12 protein-coding genes and 3 pseudogenes are annotated in these 20,449 nt (G+C 62.2%); 12 read left to right on the top strand and 3 right to left on the bottom strand.

What is annotated here, in order from left to right:
* Positions 1–35 precede the first annotated feature (35 nt).
* Entirely contained in the window at positions 36–2,090 is a 2,055-nt protein-coding gene (locus IGW03_RS29610) for an NADPH-dependent 2,4-dienoyl-CoA reductase (RefSeq protein ID WP_194726083.1), read from the bottom strand.
* Between the two features lie 211 nt (positions 2,091–2,301).
* On the opposite strand from IGW03_RS29610, the gene IGW03_RS29605 reads away from it, so the two are divergent.
* From IGW03_RS29605 to IGW03_RS29570, 8 genes and pseudogenes are all read left to right on the top strand, one after another.
* Positions 2,302–3,471, top strand: a complete 1,170-nt coding sequence (locus tag IGW03_RS29605) for an acyl-CoA dehydrogenase family protein (protein WP_151638229.1) — start codon at positions 2,302–2,304, stop codon at positions 3,469–3,471.
* Positions 3,468–4,313, top strand: a complete 846-nt coding sequence (locus IGW03_RS29600) for an enoyl-CoA hydratase/isomerase family protein (RefSeq protein WP_151638201.1) — start codon at positions 3,468–3,470, stop codon at positions 4,311–4,313. Before IGW03_RS29605 ends, IGW03_RS29600 begins: the two co-directional genes overlap by 4 nt.
* Before the next feature lie 61 nt (positions 4,314–4,374).
* The gene (locus tag IGW03_RS29595; protein WP_151638200.1) at positions 4,375–5,982 is read left to right on the top strand and encodes a carboxyl transferase domain-containing protein; all 1,608 of its coding nucleotides are present in this window, start codon (positions 4,375–4,377) and stop codon (positions 5,980–5,982) included.
* A 2-nt stretch (positions 5,983–5,984) separates the two neighbouring features.
* Positions 5,985–8,009 carry an acetyl/propionyl/methylcrotonyl-CoA carboxylase subunit alpha gene (locus IGW03_RS29590; protein ID WP_151638199.1) on the top strand — a complete coding sequence of 675 codons (2,025 nt, stop codon included), beginning with the start codon at positions 5,985–5,987 and terminating at the stop codon, positions 8,007–8,009.
* Between the two features lies 1 nt (position 8,010).
* Positions 8,011–9,222, top strand: a complete 1,212-nt coding sequence (locus IGW03_RS29585; RefSeq protein ID WP_194726082.1) for a phenylacetate--CoA ligase family protein — start codon at positions 8,011–8,013, stop codon at positions 9,220–9,222.
* A 114-nt stretch (positions 9,223–9,336) separates the two neighbouring features.
* Positions 9,337–10,208, top strand: a pseudogene (locus IGW03_RS29580) (SDR family oxidoreductase).
* 11 nt (positions 10,209–10,219) lie between these two features.
* A complete protein-coding gene (locus tag IGW03_RS29575; RefSeq protein WP_151638197.1) occupies positions 10,220–10,912 on the top strand; it encodes a transglutaminase domain-containing protein in 693 nt (230 codons plus the stop codon).
* A gap of 366 nt (positions 10,913–11,278) precedes the next feature.
* A pseudogene (locus tag IGW03_RS29570) lies at positions 11,279–12,231 on the top strand (transposase).
* A 41-nt stretch (positions 12,232–12,272) separates the two neighbouring features.
* Here the strand turns inward: IGW03_RS29570 and IGW03_RS29565 are convergent.
* Together IGW03_RS29565 and IGW03_RS29560 are read right to left on the bottom strand one after the other, a co-directional pair.
* Positions 12,273–13,011, bottom strand: a pseudogene (locus tag IGW03_RS29565) (IS6 family transposase).
* Positions 13,008–14,078, bottom strand: a complete 1,071-nt coding sequence (locus tag IGW03_RS29560) for an AraC family transcriptional regulator (protein ID WP_151638195.1) — start codon at positions 14,076–14,078, stop codon at positions 13,008–13,010. The pseudogene IGW03_RS29565 and the gene IGW03_RS29560 overlap by 4 nt, the downstream one beginning before the upstream one ends.
* Positions 14,079–14,343: 265 nt before the next feature.
* On the opposite strand from IGW03_RS29560, the gene IGW03_RS29555 reads away from it, so the two are divergent.
* The 4 genes from IGW03_RS29555 to IGW03_RS29540 are packed head-to-tail and all read left to right on the top strand — an operon-like array spanning position 14,344 to position 20,009.
* A complete protein-coding gene (locus IGW03_RS29555; protein ID WP_151638194.1) occupies positions 14,344–15,480 on the top strand; it encodes an acyl-CoA dehydrogenase family protein in 1,137 nt (378 codons plus the stop codon).
* A 46-nt stretch (positions 15,481–15,526) separates the two neighbouring features.
* Positions 15,527–16,732 (top strand): acetyl-CoA C-acetyltransferase, encoded by a 1,206-nt coding sequence (locus IGW03_RS29550; protein WP_151638193.1) that lies wholly within the window; start codon positions 15,527–15,529, stop codon positions 16,730–16,732.
* A gap of 10 nt (positions 16,733–16,742) precedes the next feature.
* The gene (locus IGW03_RS29545; protein ID WP_151638192.1) at positions 16,743–18,863 is read left to right on the top strand and encodes a 3-hydroxyacyl-CoA dehydrogenase NAD-binding domain-containing protein; all 2,121 of its coding nucleotides are present in this window, start codon (positions 16,743–16,745) and stop codon (positions 18,861–18,863) included.
* Positions 18,864–18,920: 57 nt separating this feature from the next.
* Positions 18,921–20,009: a CaiB/BaiF CoA transferase family protein gene (locus tag IGW03_RS29540; RefSeq protein ID WP_151638191.1), complete on the top strand. Its 1,089-nt coding sequence runs from the start codon at positions 18,921–18,923 to the stop codon at positions 20,007–20,009.
* Positions 20,010–20,449: the final 440 nt, after the last annotated feature.

Genomic DNA, 20,449 nt, shown 5'->3' with positions numbered 1-20,449 from the left:
ATGGGTGCTGGCAGGCAATGGGCCATCGCTTTGTGCTAGAAGGTCATGGCAAGACGGGTTCCCTGATCGATGGCGCGCAGGGCATCCAGTTCAGCCGCCAGTTCAGCGCCGCCGATAATGCTCAATTTGATACCCAGCGCACTGAGTTCATCCGCCAGGCCGCGTTCGGATTCCTGCCCTGCGCAAATAATGATGTTGTCAACCTCCAGCAGCCTGGGCTTGCCGTTGACGGTGAGGTGCAGCCCTGCGTCGTCGATCTGCAGGTATTCACATCCAGACAGCATCTCAACGTGGCTCTGCGCGAGCGATGACTTGAGCGCCCAGCCGGTCGTCAGGCCGAGCGTGCGGCCGGGCTTTTCCGGCTTTCGCTGCAAAAGCGTAACTTGACGGGCTGGCTGCTCCAGTTCGGCCGGCTTGAGTCCGCCCTTGGACGAGATGGATTCATCCACGCCCCATTTTTGCCGGAAACTCGCCATGTCCGGGTGTGCCGGACCGCCTTGAGTGAGATATTCGGCCACATCGAACCCAATGCCGCCCGCACCGATGATGGCAACGCGCTTGCCAGCCTGCACGCGGCCGGAAAGCAAGTCGGGGTAAAACACCACCTTGGGATGTCCGATCCCTGGGATGTCGGGGCGGCGCGGTCGCACGCCGGTCGCCATCACGATCTGGTCATAGCCTTCGCTGGCGAGCTGCGCTGCGGTCGGATGCTGACCACAGCGCACATCGACCTTGTGCAGGGCGAGCTGGCGCGAAAAGTACCGCAGCATTTCATTGAACTCTTGTTTGCCGGGAATCTGGCGTGCGTAATTCATCTGACCGCCGATTTCGGGAGCCGCTTCAAACAGCGTCACGGCATGCCTGCGTTCGGCGGCGGCAACCGCGCAGGCCAGTCCCGCCGCGCCGGCGCCGACCACCGCCAAACGTAGTCTGGCGGCAGGCGGGGGAAATGCATCAAAATCGAGTTCCCGTCCCGCGCGCGGGTTGACCAGGCAGGTCGCAGGCCGCTCCCGGAAGATGTAGTCCAGGCATGCCTGGTTGCAGGCGATGCAGGTATTGATCTGGTCGGCGCGGCCTTCAGCGGCCTTGCGTATGAAAAGCGGATCGGCCAGGAAAGGGCGCGCCATCGAGATCAGGTCGGCCTGGCCGCTGGCGAGAATTTCTTCGGCAACCTCGGGCGTGTTGATGCGGTTGGATGCCACCACCGGGATGCTTACCACATCCTTCAGGCGAGCCGGGGCATAACGCCATGTCGAGCGCGGGACCATATAGGCGATCGTCGGAATGCGAGCCTCATGCCATCCGATCCCAGTATTGAGGATGTCCGCGCCGGCCGCCTCCACGGCACGCGCCAACTGGAGGATCTCGTTGCCATCGGCTCCGCCCTCGACCAGGTCCACAGCCGAGATGCGGTACATCAGGAGAAAGTCTGAACCCAGCCGCTCGCGGGTACGGCGAACGATCTCGACCGCGAAACGGTGCCGTTTCTCGACGCTGCCACCCCATCCGTCGTCCCGGTTATTGGTGCGCTCCACCGTGAACTGGTTGATCAGGTAGCCCTCCGAACCCATGATCTCCACGCCGTCGAAGCCGGCGTGTGCCGCCAGTTCGGCGCAGTGTACATAGTCCTCTATGGTGCTTTCCACTTCAGCAGCGGTCAGCGGCCGGGGCAGGCGCGGATTGATCGGGGAAGGTATTGCTGATGCGCCCACCGGCGAGCGGTGTTTTCCGTAGCGGCCCGCATGCAATATCTGCAACAGGATCTTTGAGCCCTCGGCATGCACTGCCTGCGGAATCGGGCGCAGGGCCTCTGCCGCCGCCAGATCTACGAGGATGGGGCCGCCTTCCTCCATCAGTCCGTCATGGTTAGGCGCAAAGCCGCCGGTCACCATCAGGCCAACGCCCCCGCGTGCCCGTGCGGCATAGAACGCCGCCTGTCGCTCGAGAGGACGATCCATGTGTTCGAGCCGGGTATGCATCGACCCCATGATGACCCGGTTGGGGAGCGTGTGGCGACCCACCGCCAGCGGTGACAACAACGTCCGGTACGCCTGGTGTTCTGAACGAAACCCGCTTCCCTGTGCGTCCATAAGTTGATCCCGGCCAATAAAAGGTGAGTGACGGCTTCTATGAAACTAACGTTTGTTTGATAGTCTATGCGAACTGCGCTACACTTGCAACGCCGGGACGCCGGCTTACCTCGCCCGCAAGGGCGTTCAGGGCATTGGACCGGGCAATGACATCGGCATTGCCGTCCGAGGCATCGCCGCACGCGGCCCAACGATGACAGGAGGCAGCCGGATGATTTTGAGCGAAGACCAACAGGCGCTGCGCGATGTTGCGCGGCGGTTCGCCAGGGAGCGTCTGCGACCGGACTATCAGAAACGCGAGCAGTCCGAGCAAATCGACCGCGACCTGATGCGGCAAATGGGTTCATTGGGCCTGATCGGGACCGATCTGCCCGAACGATTCGGCGGCATGGGCGCGGATGGCGTCACTACCGGCATCATCATGGAAGAGATCGCCTATGGTGATTTCAATGTCAGCTATGTCCAGCTGCTTGCCTCCCTGATGGGAACCATCCTGGCGCGCAATGCCAGCGCCGAACTCGCAGGCCAGTGGGTACCCCGGATGGTAAGCGGCGAGGTTCTCGTCGGCCTCGGCCTGTCCGAACCGCGCGGCGGCTCGGACGCCGCCAACCTTGCGCTGCGCGCCCGACGAGACGGCGACAATTACATCCTTAACGGTGAAAAAACCTCCATCAGCTGCGCCGACCAGGCCGACGCTGTCGTGCTGTTTGCGCGGACCGGAAAACCCGAAGACGGAGCGCGCGGCGTGAGCGCCTTCATGGTCCCGATGGATCTGCCCGGCGTGACGTGCACCCGCTTCGATGACCTGGGCAGCAAGATCGTGGGCCGCGGGTCGCTGTTCTTTGATGACGTGCGCATTCCCGCGGCCTACCGGCTCGGCGAAGAAGGCAAGGGATTCACCCAGGTGATGCAAGGCTTCGATTACAGCCGCGTGCTGATCGCCCTGCAATGCATCGCCGCCGCCCAGGCATCCATCGACGAGACTTGGGAATACGTCAAGGAGCGCCATACTTTTGGAGTGCCGCTGGCGCAATACCAGGGCGTGACCTTTCCGATTGCCGAAGGCGAGACCGTCATCGCCGCCGCACGCCAGCTGTGCTACCACGCGCTGGCGCTGCGTGACGCCGGATTGCCGCATACCGCCGAAGCGGCCATGGTCAAGTGGATGGCGCCGAAAACCGCGTTCGACGTCATCCATCAATGCCTGCTTACGTTTGGTCACTACGGCTGGTCGAAGGACCTACCGCATCAGCAGAGGATGCGCGATGTGATGGGCCTGGAAATCGGCGACGGCACGGCACAGATTATGAAACTAATCATCGCGCGGGAACGCCTTGGGCGGGTCGCGGTGCAATATCTAAAGCAGGAGGGTGGCAAATGAACGTGGACCCGAGCAGCGGACCGGTGGTCGTATCGACGCACGGCAGGGTAGGCATTTTGGAACTGGCCCGGCCCGAAAAATTCAATTGCCTGTCGACCGCCGCGCATGCAGCGATCGATGCTGCCCTGTCAGCCTTCGAGCATCGCGACTCGGGCGTGCGCGCCGTGCTGGTGCGCGCGAACGGCAAGCATTTCTGCACTGGGGCCGATCTTGACGAAGTCAAGCGCCTGCGCGCCGATCCGGACGCCATGTCCAGCTTCATCCGGCAAGGGCATGCCGTCCTGCGCCGCCTGGAGGCCAGTCCGCTGCCTGTCGTGGCAGCGGTCCAGGGCATGTGCCTGGCCGGGGGGCTGGAGCTGATGTTGGCTTGCGACGTCGTCTTTGCCGCATCGAGTGCGCGCTTTGGCGATCAACATGCCCAGTTCGGCCTGGTGCCAGGATGGGGCGGCAGCCAGCGTCTGCCACGCGCAATCGGCCTGCGGCGGAGCATGGACTTGTTCCTGAGCGCCCGCTGGATCGACGCCCAGACCGCCTTGCAGTGGGGTCTCGTCAATGCCGTATGTGAGGACGACGCGCTGCGTCAACAGGCTTTCGACTATTGCGCCGCAATGGCCGAGCGCAGCTGCAATGGCTTGGCGGCGATGAAACGGCTGGCCCGCGCCGGGCTGGAACAGCCTCTAGACACTGCATTGAAGCTCGAAGAAACGCAGGCGACCGCCGCACTGCTGGGCGACGACGTCGGCGAAGGACTGGCCGCGTTCGAGCAGCGGCGCAAGCCAGAGTTCGGCGGCTGGGGTGCCGAGCACACCACAACATACTGCCCCGGCCAATCCAAAGCCTGAACTATCCAACCGCTCAGATTGACCAAATCAAATCCGACATGACTGAAGGGACCTGTCCCAGATGACGATTCTTGACACGCGCATCTCCACTGCCGACGAGGAATTCCTGCTAAACCGCCAGGCATATGACCAGGTGGTTGCCGACCTCCATGCCCGTCGTAGACGCGCCCGTGAAGGCGGTCCGCCCAAGGCGCGGGCCCGTCACGTCGCGCGTGACAAGCTGTTGCCGCGCGACCGTATCGACGCGCTGCTCGACCCAGGCTCGCCTTTCCTGGAGGTGGCGCAGCTGGCTGGTGAAGATAAATATGAAGGTGTCCCGCCCGGTGCCAGCATCATCACCGGCATCGGCCTAGTCTCTGGACGGCCGTGCATGATCATTGCCAACGATGCCACCGTCAAAGGAGGCACCTACTACGGGATGACCTGCAAGAAGCATGTCCGGGCCCAGCGCATCGCATGGGAACACCGCCTGCCGTCGATCACGCTGGTCGACAGCGGTGGAGCGTTCCTGCCGGATCAGGCCAATATCTTTCCCGACACCGGGCAGTTCGGCACCATCTTCAACAACCTGGTTCGGATGTCCGCCGAAGGGATTCCGCAGATCGCGGTCGTGATGGGGCCTTGCACGGCCGGGGGCGCTTACATTCCCTCGCTGTGCGACGAAGTGGTGATCGTGCGGGGCCAGGGCTACATGTACCTGGGTGGCCCGGAATTGACGTTCGCGGCCACCGGCGAGGAGGTGGATAACGAATCCCTGGGCGGCGCGCAGATGCACTGCTCGGTCTCGGGCGTGACCGATCATATTGCCGAGGACGACCGGCATGCGCTAGCGATCGCGCGGGAAATCGTGCTTGACCTTGGCGAACAGTCGTCGCCCCGCTGGACGCAGGGCGAATCGCTGCCGCCGCGCCACGATCCGCAGGAAATCTACGGCATCATCAGCCGCGATCCCAGGATACCAACCAATACCCGTGAAATCCTCACCCGTTTCGTGGACGACAGCCGCTTTCAGGAGTTCAAACCGCTGTATGGCGATACCTTGCTGACCGGGTTTGCTCGCATCCATGGCTACGAAGTCGGCATTCTCGCCAACCAGGGCGTGCTGTTTTCCGAAAGCGCGATGAAGGCCACGCACTTCATCGAACTGTGCTGCCAGCGCGATATTCCGCTCGTTTTCATGAGCGATGTCACCGGCTTCATGGTCGGGCGCACGGCAGAACAGGGTGGCATTGCCAAGGCAGGTGCCAAGATGATCACGGCCATGGCGTCGGCCAACGTGCCGAAATATACCATCATGATCGGCGCGTCCTACGGTGCGGGTTATCTGGCCATGTGCGGTCGCCCGTTCAATCCGACTGCCATGTTTGCCTGGCCCACCGGGCGCGCGGCCATCATGGGGCCGGAGCAGGCGGCGACCGTCCTGGCGCTGGTTCGCGGACAGATCCTCAGCAGCGAGGGCAAGGCCTGGAGTGCGGAAGAGGAGGAGGCCTTCAAGGCGCCGATCCGCCGCGAGTACGAGGCTTTCCAGGTCGCCTACAATTTTTCGTCGAACCTTTGGGTAGACGGCATTCTCGATCCGGTGGAAACCCGCGACGTGATGGGCCTGATGCTCGATCTCGCCGCGCGGGTGCCGGCCAAACCGACCAACTTTGGCGTCTTCAGGGTCTGATCATGCAACGGATCCAGAAAGTCCTCATTGCCAACCGCGGCGAGATTGCCTGCCGTATCGCGCGCACCTGTCGCCGCCTCGGTATCCGTATTGCCACGGTACATTCCAGCGCCGACCGCTGGGCACGTCATGTACGTGAGGTTGGCGAATCAATCGAGCTTGGCGGACCTGCGCCGGCCGACAGCTATCTGAATATCACGGCAATCATCGATGCCGCCAGACGCGTGGGCGCCGACGCAGTCCATCCTGGCTACGGCTTCGTCTCCGAAAACCCAGATTTCGCCCGCGCACTGGAAGAGGCCGGCCTGATCTTCATCGGTCCGTCGGCCGAAACCATCGAGCGCCTGGGGGGCAAAGCCAGTGCCAAGCGCGAAGCTGCCCGCTTGGGGGTGCCGGTCGTGCCAGGCAGCGAAGGCGGGTTGCGCGATCCAAAAGCCGTCAGCCATCTGGTGCGGGAGATGACACTGCCGGTACTGCTCAAGGCAGTGGCCGGGGGCGGCGGGCGCGGCATGGCGGTGTTGGATTCGCTCGATGATCTCGAGGCGCGCACCGAAAGCGCCATGCGAGAGGCAGAGAAGGCGTTTGGAAACGGCGAGCTGATCGTCGAACGCTACCTGCCAAAGGTGCGGCACATTGAAGTGCAGATTGCCGGCGATGGCCATGGGCAGGCCATTCACCTGTTCGAACGCGAATGCTCGCTGCAGCGGCGCCACCAGAAGGTCATCGAAGAGGCACCGTCGGCAGGCTTGCCGGCCGGGTTGCGCCAGGCCCTGCTCGACGATGCAGTCCGGCTGGCTGCCGGGCTGCATTACCGTGGGCTGGGCACCGTGGAGTTCATCGTATCAGGCGACCAGTATTTCTTCCTGGAGGTCAATCCACGCCTGCAAGTCGAACATCCGGTGACGGAAGAAGTGACAGGCCTGGACCTGGTCGAATTGCAGCTGCGCATTGCCGACGAAGGGCGCTTGCCGCTGGATCAACGGGATGTGCGATTGCAAGGCCATGCGATGGAGGCGCGACTTTGTGCCGAAGATCCCGATGCCGGGTTCCTCCCGGCCACCGGGCGCATCACGCTGGCCAGTTTCCCCGGCACGCCGATCCGGGTGGAAAGCGGTGTCGAGAGCGGTGACGAGATTTCGCCCTACTACGACTCGATGATCGCCAAGCTGATCGCGCGCGCAGACGACCGTGAACAAGCTATCGCGGCACTGCTCTGTGGGTTGCGGGAGACGACTGTAGTGGGCCTGACCACGAATCTCAGTTTGCTTCAGCAGTTGCTGTGCCTGGATGAAACGCGCGACAGTACTTTCCATACGCGTCTGATCGACGAACGCTGGAGCGGTGAAGGCAGCGCGCCGGCAAGGCAGGAACCGCCGCCCGAACACCTGTGCGCGGCAGCCTTGCTGTGCCTGATGCGCAGCCGTGCGCAGGCCCGTCTGGGATGCTGGTCGCAATGGGGCGGCTTCACTGGATGGCGGCTGTCGGCCGGCGAGCATACGGCAACGGCAATGCCGGCCATCGTCCTGCAGAACCCGAACGGAAAATGGCCGATGCGTTACTCGCGGCTGGACGCGGATGGTTCGCTGCTGGTTGCTTATACGGGTAAAACAGGCGCTGAGCACCGACTGCGGGCGACGTTGCGTGAAACCGGCACCAACCGTTATCTGCTCCAGTGCGAGGGACGCAGCCTGGAACTGACCATGGTCTGGAATCAACACCGGGTCGAGCTTTCCAGCCCGCTGGGTACCGGCTCCTTCGAGCATGCGCCTTATCTGGAAGGCGTCGCTGCCGATGCGCAATCGACCGGCCAATTGGCCGCACCGATGATGGGCAGGGTGGTGGCGGTCAAGGCAGAGCCGGGCGACCGGGTGACGCAGGGGCAGGTCGTGCTCGTACTCGAGTCGATGAAAATGGAGTTACGGGTCACCGCGCCGTACGACGGCGTGGTGAGCGAGTTGCGTTGCAAGCCCGGGGACATGGTCGAACGCAGCGCAGTGCTGGCCGTAATCATGGCCCAGGGAGAATAGGATGACTGACCTGATTGCCCAGGTACGACGCCTCCTGGAGAGGCTACCCGCCGACAGCGAAGTGGCAAAGCGGATGCAGCGGGCAGGAATACAACCCGCCGATATCAATGCTTTGGACGATCTGGCGCGCATACCGATCTTGAAAAAAGAAGATCTGCCGTTATTGCAGCGCCAGGAGGGCGCGCTCGCGCGGGCCTTGCCCTTCGGCGGTCTGGCCAGCGCATCCCGCGTTTTCTATTCGCCGGCGGGCATCTTCGATTTCGAAGCCCGACAGGGCCGGCACTGGCGTGCGGACCAAGCGGTGCGGGCTGCGCGGATTGGAGCGGGCGACATTCTGCTCAACACGTTTTCCTATCATATGACGCCGGCGGCCAGGATGTTCGAAGACAGCGCGATCGCAGCTGGGGCGGTCGTCGTGCCGTCCGGCCCGGGACAAATCCCCATCCAGCTCGACATCATGCGGCGGCTGGGGGTGACTGCCTTTGTCGGGTTGCCGAGTTTCCTGAACATGCTGATCGATGCCGCCATTGCGCAAGGTCTTGACTGGAAGAAGGAGTTCAGGCTGACCCGGGCGATCGTCGGCGCCGAGCCGATATCGGTCTCCGCACGCCGCCGCTTCGAGCAGGATTTCGGCATCGAACTGTTCACCGTCTACGGCACCGCCGACCTGGGCATCGTCGGCTACGAATGCGAATCGCACGATGGCTGGCATGTCGACGATGACCTCATTGTCCAGATCTGCGAGCCGGACAGCGGGATCCCACTCGGAAACGCCGAGATCGGCGAGGTGGTAGCCACGCTGGCTCGCGAATTCTATCCGCTGGTGCGCTTTGCCACCGGCGATCTGTCGCGCATCGAATCCGCACGCTGTGCCTGCGGGCGGCCCGGCATTCGCCTCATGGGTGTGCTGGGCCGGACCAATCAGACAGTGAAGGTGCGCGGCATGTTCGTCTATCCCGCGTTCGCGCAGCAGATCGCGCAGGCCCACGACTGGGTCGCATCGGTGCGGATCCGGGTTGAGCGCGAAGGAGAAAGCGATCGCATGCGCGTGCTGGTGCTGCCAAAGGCCGGCGCAGCCGTACCCGCCGACCTGTCCACGCTGGAAGAGTCGGTGCGCGGCGTCACCAAGCTGCGCGGCAACGTCGAGGTGGTGGAGGAGGCTATCTTTCGCCAGAGCGACAAAGTGATCGAGGATGTCAGAAAATGGGATTGAAGAGAGGATGGAAGTCGGCGACTGGTAAAAGCGTTGCTCGGGCAGCAGGCCACGATGGGCCACGCGCAAGAATCCTGCGCAGATGAGCGGCACACAGGCAGCAAGGAGATCAAAATGAGTTGCCGATCGGTGTTCCGCCCGCACCTGTTCCGAAACCAGACCATCATCGTGACCGGCGGCGGCAGCGGGATCGGGCGCTGCACCGCCCACGAACTGGTTAGCCTTGGCGCAACGGTGGCCATCATCGGCAGGAATCCCGGCAAGCTCGCAAGCGTGCAGGCCGAAGTCGCCGACGCTGGAGGCCAATGCAGCATCCATGCCTGCGATATCCGCGACGAGGCGGCCGTGAAGGCAAGCGTCCGGGCGATCCTCGATGCGCATGGCGCCATCCACGGTTTGGTGAATAACGCCGGCGGGCAGTTTCCGGCGCCATTGAAGAATATCTCCTTTAATGGATGGGAGGCAGTGGTACGCAACAATCTGACCGGTGGCTTCCTGTTCGCGCGCGAATGCTATAACCAGTGGATGGAGGCGCACGGCGGGGCAATCGTCAATATCATTGCCGACATCTGGGGCGGCATGCCAACCATAGGACATAGCGGCGCGGCCCGCGCCGGCATGCTGCCGTTCACCGAAACGGCGGCCTGCGAATGGGCGCATTCCGGCGTGCGGATCAACGCGGTGGCGCCCGGCTTCATCGCCAGCAGCGGCTTTGACACTATAGCCCGGAAATGCAGGCCGAGCTGCATTCCTACCGGGACAAGGTTCCGCTGCATCGCTTTGGCACCGAATCGGAAACTTCCGCGGCAATTGTTTTCCTGTTGTCTGAAGCGGCGGCGTTCATTACCGGCTCCTGCCTGCGCGTGGACGGTGGCGCGCCCAATGCGCGCCCGGCCTGGAAACTCGTGCCGCATGACCGCTCCCGTCCCTACAATGGCTTTCCGCTGTATGTCACGCCGAAATGTCTGTCGGAACCGAATTCTTGAGAAGGAACACCATGAATAAGCAGCCTCAATCGCAGCCTGTCGAGGCCGAATACCTGCAGCCAGGCCGATTCGTCGACAGCAACCATCCTGCAATTATCGATTTTGCTCGACAACACGGAACGGGGCATGACTCGCAGTCCGGTCAGGCGATCGCCCTGTATTACGCGGTGCGCGACGGTTTTCTGTATGACCCCTACCGCATCGATCATTCGGAAGCCGGTTTCAAGGCGAGCCGGTGTCTGGAGTCCGGACGCGGCTTCTGCATCACCAAGGCTGCGCTGCTGGCGGCGGTGGCCCGCGCGGCTGGCATACCGGCGCGCCTGGGGTTTGCCGACGTGCGTAACCATATGACCAGCGCGCGCCTGAAGGAAGCGATGAAGACCGATGTGTTCGCATTCCATGGCTATACCGATCTCTATCTGGACGGCCGCTGGGTCAAGGCGACGCCGGCATTCAACCTGACGCTGTGCCAGAAGGTGGGCATCCTGCCACTGGAATTCGACGGCCGCAACGACTCAATCTTCCACCCGCTGGACGCCTCCGGTCGCCGACACATGGAGTATGTCCGCGGGCGCGGCGTGTTCGCGGACGTGCCGCGAGACGACATCCTGGCCGCCTGGGCCGAGCTCTACCCGCGCGCCTTCATCGATGACGACGGCGCAGGCGGCGCCGATTTTCAGCAGGAAGCCCGGACCGACAACTGATGGCAAGGCGCCGCGGCATAGATCAAGAACCGCCGCCTCTCTTTCCGCCGACATATCCGTGCGTGCGTTTTCGCTCATCCGGCATGCCCGGAATGGACTGACAGCGTTGCGTTTTCGAGCCCTATCTAAACCAAAAGATAAAGCTGGGAACGACGAGATTCCTAGCAATGGGAGTAGTGAAAGAAGTGAAGCACATGACGAAGAGCGAACTGGAAAATGTCATTCACAGTTGCCTGGCGAAGTGGAACGCGCGTCACGATTCCAGGAATGACCTGGACGACAAGCGACACTGTCAACTTACTCATTGATCAGTAAATAAGTCGACATGTAGGGGAATCTAAAGTTTCAGGTGTTGTCAGATTTTGCATGAAGAAAGATGGACGCAAACTGGATCGCAAGGCGCAGGAAGCGATACGGCTGATAGCGGTACAGCGGGTGCGCGAAGGCGAAAGTGTGAGCGCGGTGATTGTCAGCTATGGCATGAATCGCACCACGATTCATAAATGGCTCAAGCAGGCCAACGGCCGGGGAGCGGGGATGCGTCGGCTGCAGGCGCGCAAGGCAACGGGCCGACCACGTACCCTGACTGTGCGTCAGGAGCGACGAGTTTTCCGCTGGATCAATGGCAACAATCCGTTGCAGTACGGCTTGGACTTCGGCCTGTGGACACGGCAGATTGTGCGGGACCTGGTGCAGCGGGATTTGGCCACAGGCTGAGCCTGGCATCGATTGGGGCGCTGCTCGCGTGGCTGAACCTGACCCCGCAAAAGCTGCTGCAGCGTGCCTACCAACGCGATCCCGAGGCAATCGAACGCTGGCAGCGCGACACCTATCCGGCCATTGCGCGGCGCGCAAAGGCAGAACGGGCCGACATCTACTTCTGGGATGAATCCGGCTTTCGTGCCGATGCGGTGCAAGGCACGACCTGGGGCGCATTCTGGTTTACCACCTATGAAGGCGGCTTGACGGGAGAGTCGTTTGTGGCCTTGCTCGAGAGGTTGATGCATCGGCGCAAAAAGCCACTGCATCTGATTCTCGATTCGCTGCCAGCGCATAAGACGGCTGCCGTCAAAGACTATGTCGCGAGCAAGAAAGGCAAACTGACACTGCATTATTTGCCGGGCTACGCGTCGGACCTGAATCCGGACGAACTGGTATGGAGCCATGCCAAGCGCACCGGTGTCGCACGCCGGGCCCTGCAAGCTGGGGAAAGACTCGAACAGCGCGTGACTGCCCAGCTCACCGATATTGCAAACAGGCCGTCGCTTGTACGCTCGTTCTTCAAGCACCCAAGTGTCGCCTATATTTCTGACTCATGAGTAACGTCGCGGAACCGGAGTGAGGGCTGGTCGACCGGTGCTCATCCTGCGGTGGGCGGATTTTGGGTGGCTCCGGTGATGTGGTTCCAGGCAGCGAAGCGTCTGGTCAGCTGAGTGCGATGTTGCGCGGCGCCCAGATGCTCACGCCTGATCGCAAAATGCTGCCGGATCGGTCCGAAGCTGGACAAGAATTGCTGGGTACGCCCAAGTGAGCCGAAGCCCTTCATACGCCACTCTCGTTCCCGCGTCGGCTGATGGCTATGCCGGCCCGGTCGTTGACTCGTGCCGCTGCTTTCACAAATACATGCTTGACGTTGGCGAGGTCCGGTATTTCGGCTTTCGCGGCTGGATAGTTGCGCAACTGGTCGGTGATAATCTTGCGCGGCCCATTCAGATACTGAGCCAGCAGCCGCTGGAAGAAGCGCTGGCAGCCGCAGTGTCACGGCGTTTTTGTAGCAGGATGTCGAGCTCGGCACCATGCTGATCGACAGCGTGCCACAGCAGGTAAGGTTCACCAACGACATTGACGAAGACTTCGTCCAGATGCCAGGTCGTACCGGGCACCGGCCGCGCCTGCTTGACGCGCTGGACGAACTGCTTGCCGAACTTGTCACACCACCGGCAGATCGTCTTATAGCTGACCACCTCGCCACGCTCCAGAAGTAGCTCTTCGATGTCCCGCAGGCTGAGCTGGAAACGGAAATACCGGCGCACAGCACAACTGATGACAGTACCAGGAACCCGGCGGCGATGGTAAAGGGCAGTGGGTATCTTCTTCAACCAACTTTACCAGCGTCCATCATTAACGTGACAGTGCCTTTTTCTGCCCTTTGCGGTTGAGCGCGCTTGCGATATTCGCCCGGTGAAAGGCCGGTCCATTGTGCAAACGCCCGCTGAAACGTCGATTGATCCGAAAAGCCGAGATGGGTCGCTATTTGCTTGAGCGGAGTTCCCCCACGGATCAGAAAACGAAGCGCCATATCGCGACGCAAATCATCCTTGATGCGCTGAAAGCCTGCCCCTGCGGCTTCGAGCTTGCGATGCAAGGTGCGCGGCGACACGGCGAGACGTTCGGCGACCTGCGGCAGTGACAAGAGCGAGGGCAAGGCTTGCTGAAGCACGCGCCTGACTTCAGAGGCAAGAGAGTCACCCACCAGCAAGGTCTCGATAAGGCTGCCGGGCGTCCGCCGAATGTACCTGGGTATTTCTTCGGCGTTGCGGATGATATGGAGACTGTTGACTCGCTCCGGGAACCGCAAGGCGGCGTGTGGCTGATTGAATCGTATCGGCCCCGCCAGCAAGGCCCGCATTTCGGGCCGATGGCGGGGAGCCGGGCAGGGAAAGTCGGCGAGGACGAGGGGCAACCGCTGTCCGACGAGCCAGGACAGGATTGCGTAGATCGTCAGCAGGGATATTTCATAAGCGAGTAGGCTTTTTTCAAGATCTCTCCGGCGCTCCCGGAACGTGATTTGCAGCTCCCCGCCCCCAGCGACACAATCCACTTTGAAGTCGCGAAGCACTGTATTGCATCCCTTGGCGATGACCTGCACGCAGTCGGCAAAGGTCGACGTGGTAGCACCGATACGGCAGAGCGTCTCTAGCGCCCCTGGCCGCGTCGGTTCGCCATGAAGGCCGAGATGCTCGTCCTCCAGTGCGCCGACGATACCGGCGTAGAGCTTGGAAAACTGTTTAAGGCTCAGACGGACTCTTGGACTGTCAAGCAGGCTGCGGTCGATCGCGGCTCGGCTCAAGAGTTCGTCGGGCGCTATTCCCCGCGCCGTTACCGCATCGATCAGACGGCGAGCGCTGCGCATTGGGACCGTCATCGCACTTGATTTGGCTGGCATGGCATTTTTCGCAATAACAATGGCAGCTTACGCTATCACATTTTCAGAGCCGACAGGAGAGAATGCCCGTTGCTTCAATGATTTGAAGTCGCCCAAAACCCCGCAGAAAGGGGAGTGAAGCGGCGCGCGACGTAGGCAGATTCCGCAATAAATAATCGAGAATGGCGTTTCTAGTTTGCAATGGTTGCGGATATCCATGAAGTACATGGCTGGATGCGCTCCTGCTGCAGCGCCCTTTTCTCGATAACACGACAGGAGACATTGCATGATTCCCCGCACGCTATTTGCCGAAGAACATGAGATGCTGCGCGAGGCCGCGCGCCGGTTCATGGAAACCGAGGTTGCACCACATAACGAACGCTGGGAAGAGCAGGGTTATGTCGACCGCAAGGTCTGGCTCAAGGCCGGCGCAGCCGGCTTCCTGTGCGCCAGCATGCCGGAGCAGTACGGTGGCGCCGGCGGTGACAAGCTGTACAGCGTGGTGCTGATGGAAGAGCAGGCACGCATCGGCTGTACCGGCCTCGGTTTCGGCCTGCACTCGGAAATCGTCGCCCCCTACATCGAGCATTACGGCAGCGAATATCTGAAATCGACCTATCTGCCGAAAATGGCCACCGGCGAGATGATCGGTGCAATCGCGATGACCGAACCGGGCGCCGGCTCCGATTTGCAAGGCGTCAAGACAACCGCCGTGCGCGATGGCGGCCACTATCTCCTGAACGGCTCCAAGACCTTCATCACCAATGGCTGGCACGCCGACCTCGTAATCGTGGTCGCCAAGACGGATCCCGAAGCCGGTTCGAAAGGCATCAGCCTGTTCGTGGTCGACACCTCGATGCCGGGCTTCTCCAAGGGCAAGCGCCTGAAAAAAGCCGGCTTGAAGGCGCAGGATACGTCCGAACTGTTCTTCGACAACGTGCGTGTACCTGCGGCCAACCTGCTCGGCGAAGAAGGGCACGGTTTCAAATACCTGATGCAGGAACTGCCGTGGGAGCGTCTGCAGATTTCGGTCACCTCGATCGCCAGCGTCGAAGCCGGCCTCGAATGGACGCTCGCGTACACACGCGACCGCAAGGCGTTCAAGCGCCCAATCGGCGAATTCCAGACCGTCGCCCACGCGCTCGCGGAAATCCGCACCGACCTGGAACTGGGGCGCGTATTCGTCGATCGATGCCTGCAACTGCTGATGGAAGGCAAGCTCGACGCGGCGACCGCGTCGATGGCCAAGTATTGGACCACCGAGATGCAATTCCGCACGCTCGATCGCTGTGTGCAACTGCATGGCGGCTACGGCTTCATGTGGGAATACCCGATCACCCGCGCCTGGGCCGATTCACGCGTGCAGCGCATCTATGGCGGCACCAATGAAATCATGAAGGAACTCATCAGCCGCAATCTGTAATCACGTTCTCCCGCTTGCTGGGGAGGGAAGTCAATTAGGAGAGCAAATGGAAGCCTATATCTACGATGCCGTCCGCACCCCGCGCGGCAAGGGCAAGAAAGACGGGGCGCTGCATGGCGTAACGCCCCTGCGGCTGGCCGAAACCGCATTGCGGGCGCTCGGCACGCGTAACCACCTCGACACCGGATTGATCGACGATGTCGTGCTCGGTTGCGTCGAGCCGGTCGGCGAGCAAGGCGCGTGCATCGGCCGTATCGCAGCGCTGGCCGCCGACTACGCCGAGAGCGTGGCCGGTGTCCAGATCAACCGCTTCTGCGCTTCCGGCCTGGAAGCCTGCAACATGGCGGCCGCACAAGTGATGTCGGGCCAGTCCGACTTGGTGGTCGGTGGCGGCGTCGAAGCGATGTCGCGCGTGCCGATGGGCTCGTCCGGCGGCGCCTGGCCGGTCGATCCACAGAGCGCATTCAGGCGCTATTTCGTGCCGCAAGGGGTGTCGGCCGATGCCATCGCGACCATCTGGGGCTACAGTCGCCGCGACGTCGATGCGTATGCGGTCGAAAGCCAGCAGCGCGCGCAGCGCGCGTGGGACGCCGGCCACTTCGCGAAGACCGTGGTGCCGGTGGCCGACCGCAACGGCCTGACCATCCTCGACCGCGACGAACTGATACGCCCGGAGACCACCATCGAGTCGCTCGGCCAGTTGAAAGCTTCGTTCGCCGATATGGGCGAGCAGTTCGGTTTCGACGCCGTAATCAAGCAGCGTTATCCGCAGATTGAGCAGGTGCAACATGTGCACCACGCCGGCAACAGCTCGGGCATCGTCGACGGCGCCGCTGCTGTCCTGATCGGAAACCGTGCCGTCGCTGAACGTACAGGTCTCAAGCCGCGTGCGCGCATCCGCTCGTTCGCGTCGATCGGTTCGGAACCGTCGATCATGCTGACCGGTCCCAGCTACGCCGCCGAAAAGGCCATGAAGCGCGCCGGCATGTCGGTCGCTGATATCGACCTGTGGGAACTGAACGAAGCCTTCGCGGCGGTAGTGCTGCGCTTCATGGAGGCGCTGTCCGTCTCGCACGACAGGATCAACGTCAACGGCGGCGCGATCGCGATGGGCCATCCGCTCGGCGCAACCGGTGCGATGATCCTCGGCATCCTGCTCGACGAAATGGAAAGGCGCAACGTCTCCACCGGCCTGGCCACCTTGTGCGTAGGCGCCGGCATGGGCACCGCCACCATCATCGAACGTATTTGAAAGGTTAGACATGATCGACTTCACGCTCGACCAACAAGGCATCGCCACGCTGACCTGGAACATGTCTGGCCGCAGCCAGAACGTATTGAACGGCGAAAGCTGCGACGCACTGTTCGCCGCGCTCGGGCGCGCGGTGGCCGACGCCGCAGTCAAGGGTATCCTGATGACTTCCGGCAAACCCGACTTTATCGCCGGAGGCGATCTCGAATGGCTGCTGTCGGCCGATGAAGCCGGCGAACTGTTCAACCGCGTAATGCGCCTGAACCGCGCGCTGCGTCAGCTTGAAACCTGCGGCAAGCCGGTCGCGATGGCACTGCCTGGCACGACTTTGGGCGGCGGCCTCGAAGTGGCACTGACCGGCCATTACCGCGTCGCCGCTGACAATCCGAAAGCGCGCTTTGGTCTGCCCGAAGTCACGCTCGGTCTCTTGCCGGGAGGCGGCGGCACACAACGCCTGCCGCGCCTGATCGGCATCCAGAAAGCGCTGCCGCTGTTGCTGGAAGGAAAACGCCTGAAGGTGGCTGATGCGTTGAAGCTCGGTATCATCGACGCGGTAGTCGCGGCTGGAAGCGAAGTGCAGGCAGCGCGCGAATGGCTGCTAGCGCAACAGGAGAAAAAGCTGCAGCCGTGGGACATCAAGGGCTACAAGATTCCCGGCGGCGCGGTTTCGTCGCCGGCGGTGCAGCAAGTTTTCATGGCCGGCAACGCGATGCTGCGTGCCAAGACCTTCGGCAACTATCCGGCACCGCTCAACATCCTGTCCTGCGTGTATGAAGGCCTGATCACCGACATCGACACCGGCTTGCAGACCGAAGCGCGCTATTTCGTGGAAACGGTGATGAGGCCGGAAGCGAAGAACATGATCCGCACACTGTTCTTCAGCATGGGCGAGGCGAACAAACTGGCGGGGCGCCCGGCCGGCGTGCCGGTGCAGCGCTACAACAAGATCGGGGTGCTTGGCGCCGGCATGATGGGCGCGGGCGTGGCCTACGTCGCGGCCAAGGCAGGCCTGCAGGTGGTGCTGATCGACATGACGCAGGAAGCGGCCGAAAAGGGCAAGGCGTATTCGCAGGCGCTGCTCGCCAAACAGGTTGAACGCGGCCAGCTTACGCAAGGCAAGGCGCAGGCCCTGCTCGACCGCATCGTGCCGACTACCGACTACGCGCTGCTGCAAGGCGCCGAGATCGTGATCGAAGCCGTGTTCGAAGATCGCGCAATCAAGGCCGACGTGACGAACAAGAGCGAAGCGGTGATCGCCGCCGACGCGATCTTCGCGTCCAACACCTCGACGTTACCGATCACAGGCCTGGCCGAAGCGAGCGGACGTCCGGCAAATTTCATCGGCCTGCATTTCTTCTCGCCGGTCGACAAGATGCCGCTGGTCGAAATTATCGTCGGCAAGCAGACTAGCCAGGACACGCTGGCGCGCTCGCTCGACCTGGTCAAGGCACTCGGCATGACGCCTATCGTAGTGAACGACTCGCGTGGCTTTTACACCAGCCGCGTGTTCTCGACCTACGTGCTGGAAGGCCTCACGATGCTCAAGGAAGGTGTCGCGCCGGCCCTGATTGAAAACGCCGGTCTCATGGCCGGCATGCCGGTCGGCCCTCTCGCGCTGACCGACGAAGTGTCGAGCGAGCTGATCTGCAAGATCGACCAGCAGACCCGTGCCGACCTCGGCGCCGCCTACCAGCCGCGCCCTGGCCACGAAGTGGCGGCGCAGATGGTGGAACTCGGCCGCATCGGCAAGAAGGCCGGAACGGGTTACTATGATTATCCGCAGGGCGGCAAGAAGCACCTCTGGCCTGGACTAGGCGAATTGTTTCCGCCAGCGAAGGCGCAGCCCGAGGTGCAGCAGTTGATCGAGCGCCTGGTCACAGTGCAGGCGGTAGAGACCGTACACTGCATGGAAGAGGGTGTGCTCACCACGGCGCGCGATGCCGACGTCGGCGCTATCCTCGCCTGGGGCTTCCCGGTGTTCCGAGGCGGGCCACTCTCATGGGTGCATACCGTTGGCGTCACGCAGTTCGTCGAACAGTGCGAACGTCTGGCGAAACAGTACGGCGAGCGTTTCGCGCCCCCCGCTTTACTGAAAACGATGGCAGAGAAAGACGAGACGTTTTACAAGTAACGACACCCCCTCCTCCCTAAGGAGGAGGCGCCTTATCCGAAAAGCGAAACCATTCCTATGAGCGTACTCAAAGGCGTAAAAATCATTGAGATCGCCGGTATCGGCCCCGGTCCGTTCTGCGGCATGCTGCTGGCCGACCTCGGCGCCGACGTCATCGTCATCGAACGGCCGGGCGGCGGCGACCTGCCGGCGGCAATCACGCGGCGCGGCAAGCGCTCGGTCGCGCTCGACCTGAAATCGCCGGCGTCAATCGACACCGTGCTGCGCTTGATCGAGGGCGCCGACGCGCTGATCGAAGGCATGCGCCCGGGCGTGATGGAGCGCCTGGGCCTCGGGCCCGACGTATGCATGGCGCACAACCCGCGCCTGGTGTACGGCCGCATGACCGGCTGGGGCCAGGACGGGCCGCTGGCGCAGACGGCCGGCCACGACGCCAACTACATCGCGCTGTCGGGTGCGCTCTGGTACGCGAGTGAAGCCGGCCAGCCGCCTGTCGCGCCGCCGACACTGGTTGGCGACCTGGGCGGTGGCGCGCTCTATCTTGCCGTCGGCGTCTTGGCCGGCATCCTGAATGCGCGCAGCGGCGGGCAAGGGCAGGTGGTCGATGCCGCAATCGTCGATGGCTCGGCGCACCTGATGAACCTGATGCTGGACTTGATCGGCGGCGGCCTGGGCAGCGAGAAGCGCGGCACGTCACTGCTGGACGGCCCACACTGGTATACCAGCTACCGCTGTGCCGACGGGCGCGACATCACGGTAGGCGCCCTGGAACCGAAATTCTATCGACTGTTGCTGGAAAAGCTCGGCCTGGAAGACGATCCGCGTTTTGCGAATCAAAACAAGGTATCGCAATGGCCCGAGCAGAAACAGCAACTGGCGGCACTGTTTGCGACTCGGCCGCGCGATGCATGGTGTGCGCTGCTCGAAGGCAGCGACGCCTGCTTTGCGCCGGTGCTGGCGCCGTCGGAGGCGGCTCGTCATCCGCACATCGCCGCGCGCGGCATTTACAGCGTGGAGGACGGGCTGCTGCAGGCACATCCGGCGCCGCGCTTTTCAAACTCACCGGCCGCCGCTGGGCGGCCGATTCCGAAAGTCGGCGAGCATACGGAGCAAGTACTGAAGGAGATCAGGACGCCAAGGCAATAGAACCATATGCAAATTAGTCGGGATGTTAATACTACAGTTGGAGTTTATCCTTAGCGCGTCGGCGATATTGGCAGAGCATAGCAATGGCCTGATGTCGTCGGCGCCAGAAGGACCAAGCAATAATGAACGTCACCGGTGGTGGCATCCGCCATACCAGCTGCCAGAGCAGTTTGCGGATTTCCGGAACAGTCAGTGGGATGAGTACATTCTTAGCTGCTTCCAGTATTTCATCGCTGACTGAGGTTTCTTTTTTTGTAACCGTTCACCCTGCGGCGAAGCTGTCTTGGATTAAGGAAGGAGCAACGCCATCTCCCCAATGTGCTTGAATGGCCTGTGTGAGGAAGGTAAGCGGATTGCGACCTTGCAGCTTGCAACTGCCGACGACCGTCATGATGCGCTCGACATAGTGTGAGCCACGCACCGACTGCGTCCCGAAGCTG

It is taken from the genome of Noviherbaspirillum malthae (assembly GCF_015352985.1).
GTDB classification, from domain to species: Bacteria; Pseudomonadota; Gammaproteobacteria; order Burkholderiales; family Burkholderiaceae_D; genus Noviherbaspirillum; species Noviherbaspirillum malthae.
This window is presented reverse-complemented; position numbering and strand designations above follow the sequence as displayed.

Excerpts from the sequence above, each read along its gene's own strand:
- IGW03_RS29540 (WP_151638191.1), top strand. The coding sequence starts at position 18,921 with ATGAGCGTACTCAAAGGCGTAAAAATCATTGAGATCGCCGGTATCGGC.
- IGW03_RS29560 (WP_151638195.1), bottom strand. The coding sequence starts at position 14,078 with ATGCCAGCCAAATCAAGTGCGATGACGGTCCCAATGCGCAGCGCTCGC.
- IGW03_RS29600 (WP_151638201.1), top strand. The coding sequence starts at position 3,468 with ATGAACGTGGACCCGAGCAGCGGACCGGTGGTCGTATCGACGCACGGC.
- IGW03_RS29605 (WP_151638229.1), top strand. The coding sequence starts at position 2,302 with ATGATTTTGAGCGAAGACCAACAGGCGCTGCGCGATGTTGCGCGGCGG.
- IGW03_RS29555 (WP_151638194.1), top strand. The coding sequence starts at position 14,344 with ATGATTCCCCGCACGCTATTTGCCGAAGAACATGAGATGCTGCGCGAG.
- IGW03_RS29585 (WP_194726082.1), top strand. The coding sequence starts at position 8,011 with ATGACTGACCTGATTGCCCAGGTACGACGCCTCCTGGAGAGGCTACCC.
- IGW03_RS29595 (WP_151638200.1), top strand. The coding sequence starts at position 4,375 with ATGACGATTCTTGACACGCGCATCTCCACTGCCGACGAGGAATTCCTG.
- IGW03_RS29545 (WP_151638192.1), top strand. The coding sequence starts at position 16,743 with ATGATCGACTTCACGCTCGACCAACAAGGCATCGCCACGCTGACCTGG.
- IGW03_RS29575 (WP_151638197.1), top strand. The coding sequence starts at position 10,220 with ATGAATAAGCAGCCTCAATCGCAGCCTGTCGAGGCCGAATACCTGCAG.
- IGW03_RS29590 (WP_151638199.1), top strand. The coding sequence starts at position 5,985 with ATGCAACGGATCCAGAAAGTCCTCATTGCCAACCGCGGCGAGATTGCC.
- IGW03_RS29610 (WP_194726083.1), bottom strand. The coding sequence starts at position 2,090 with ATGGACGCACAGGGAAGCGGGTTTCGTTCAGAACACCAGGCGTACCGG.
- IGW03_RS29550 (WP_151638193.1), top strand. The coding sequence starts at position 15,527 with ATGGAAGCCTATATCTACGATGCCGTCCGCACCCCGCGCGGCAAGGGC.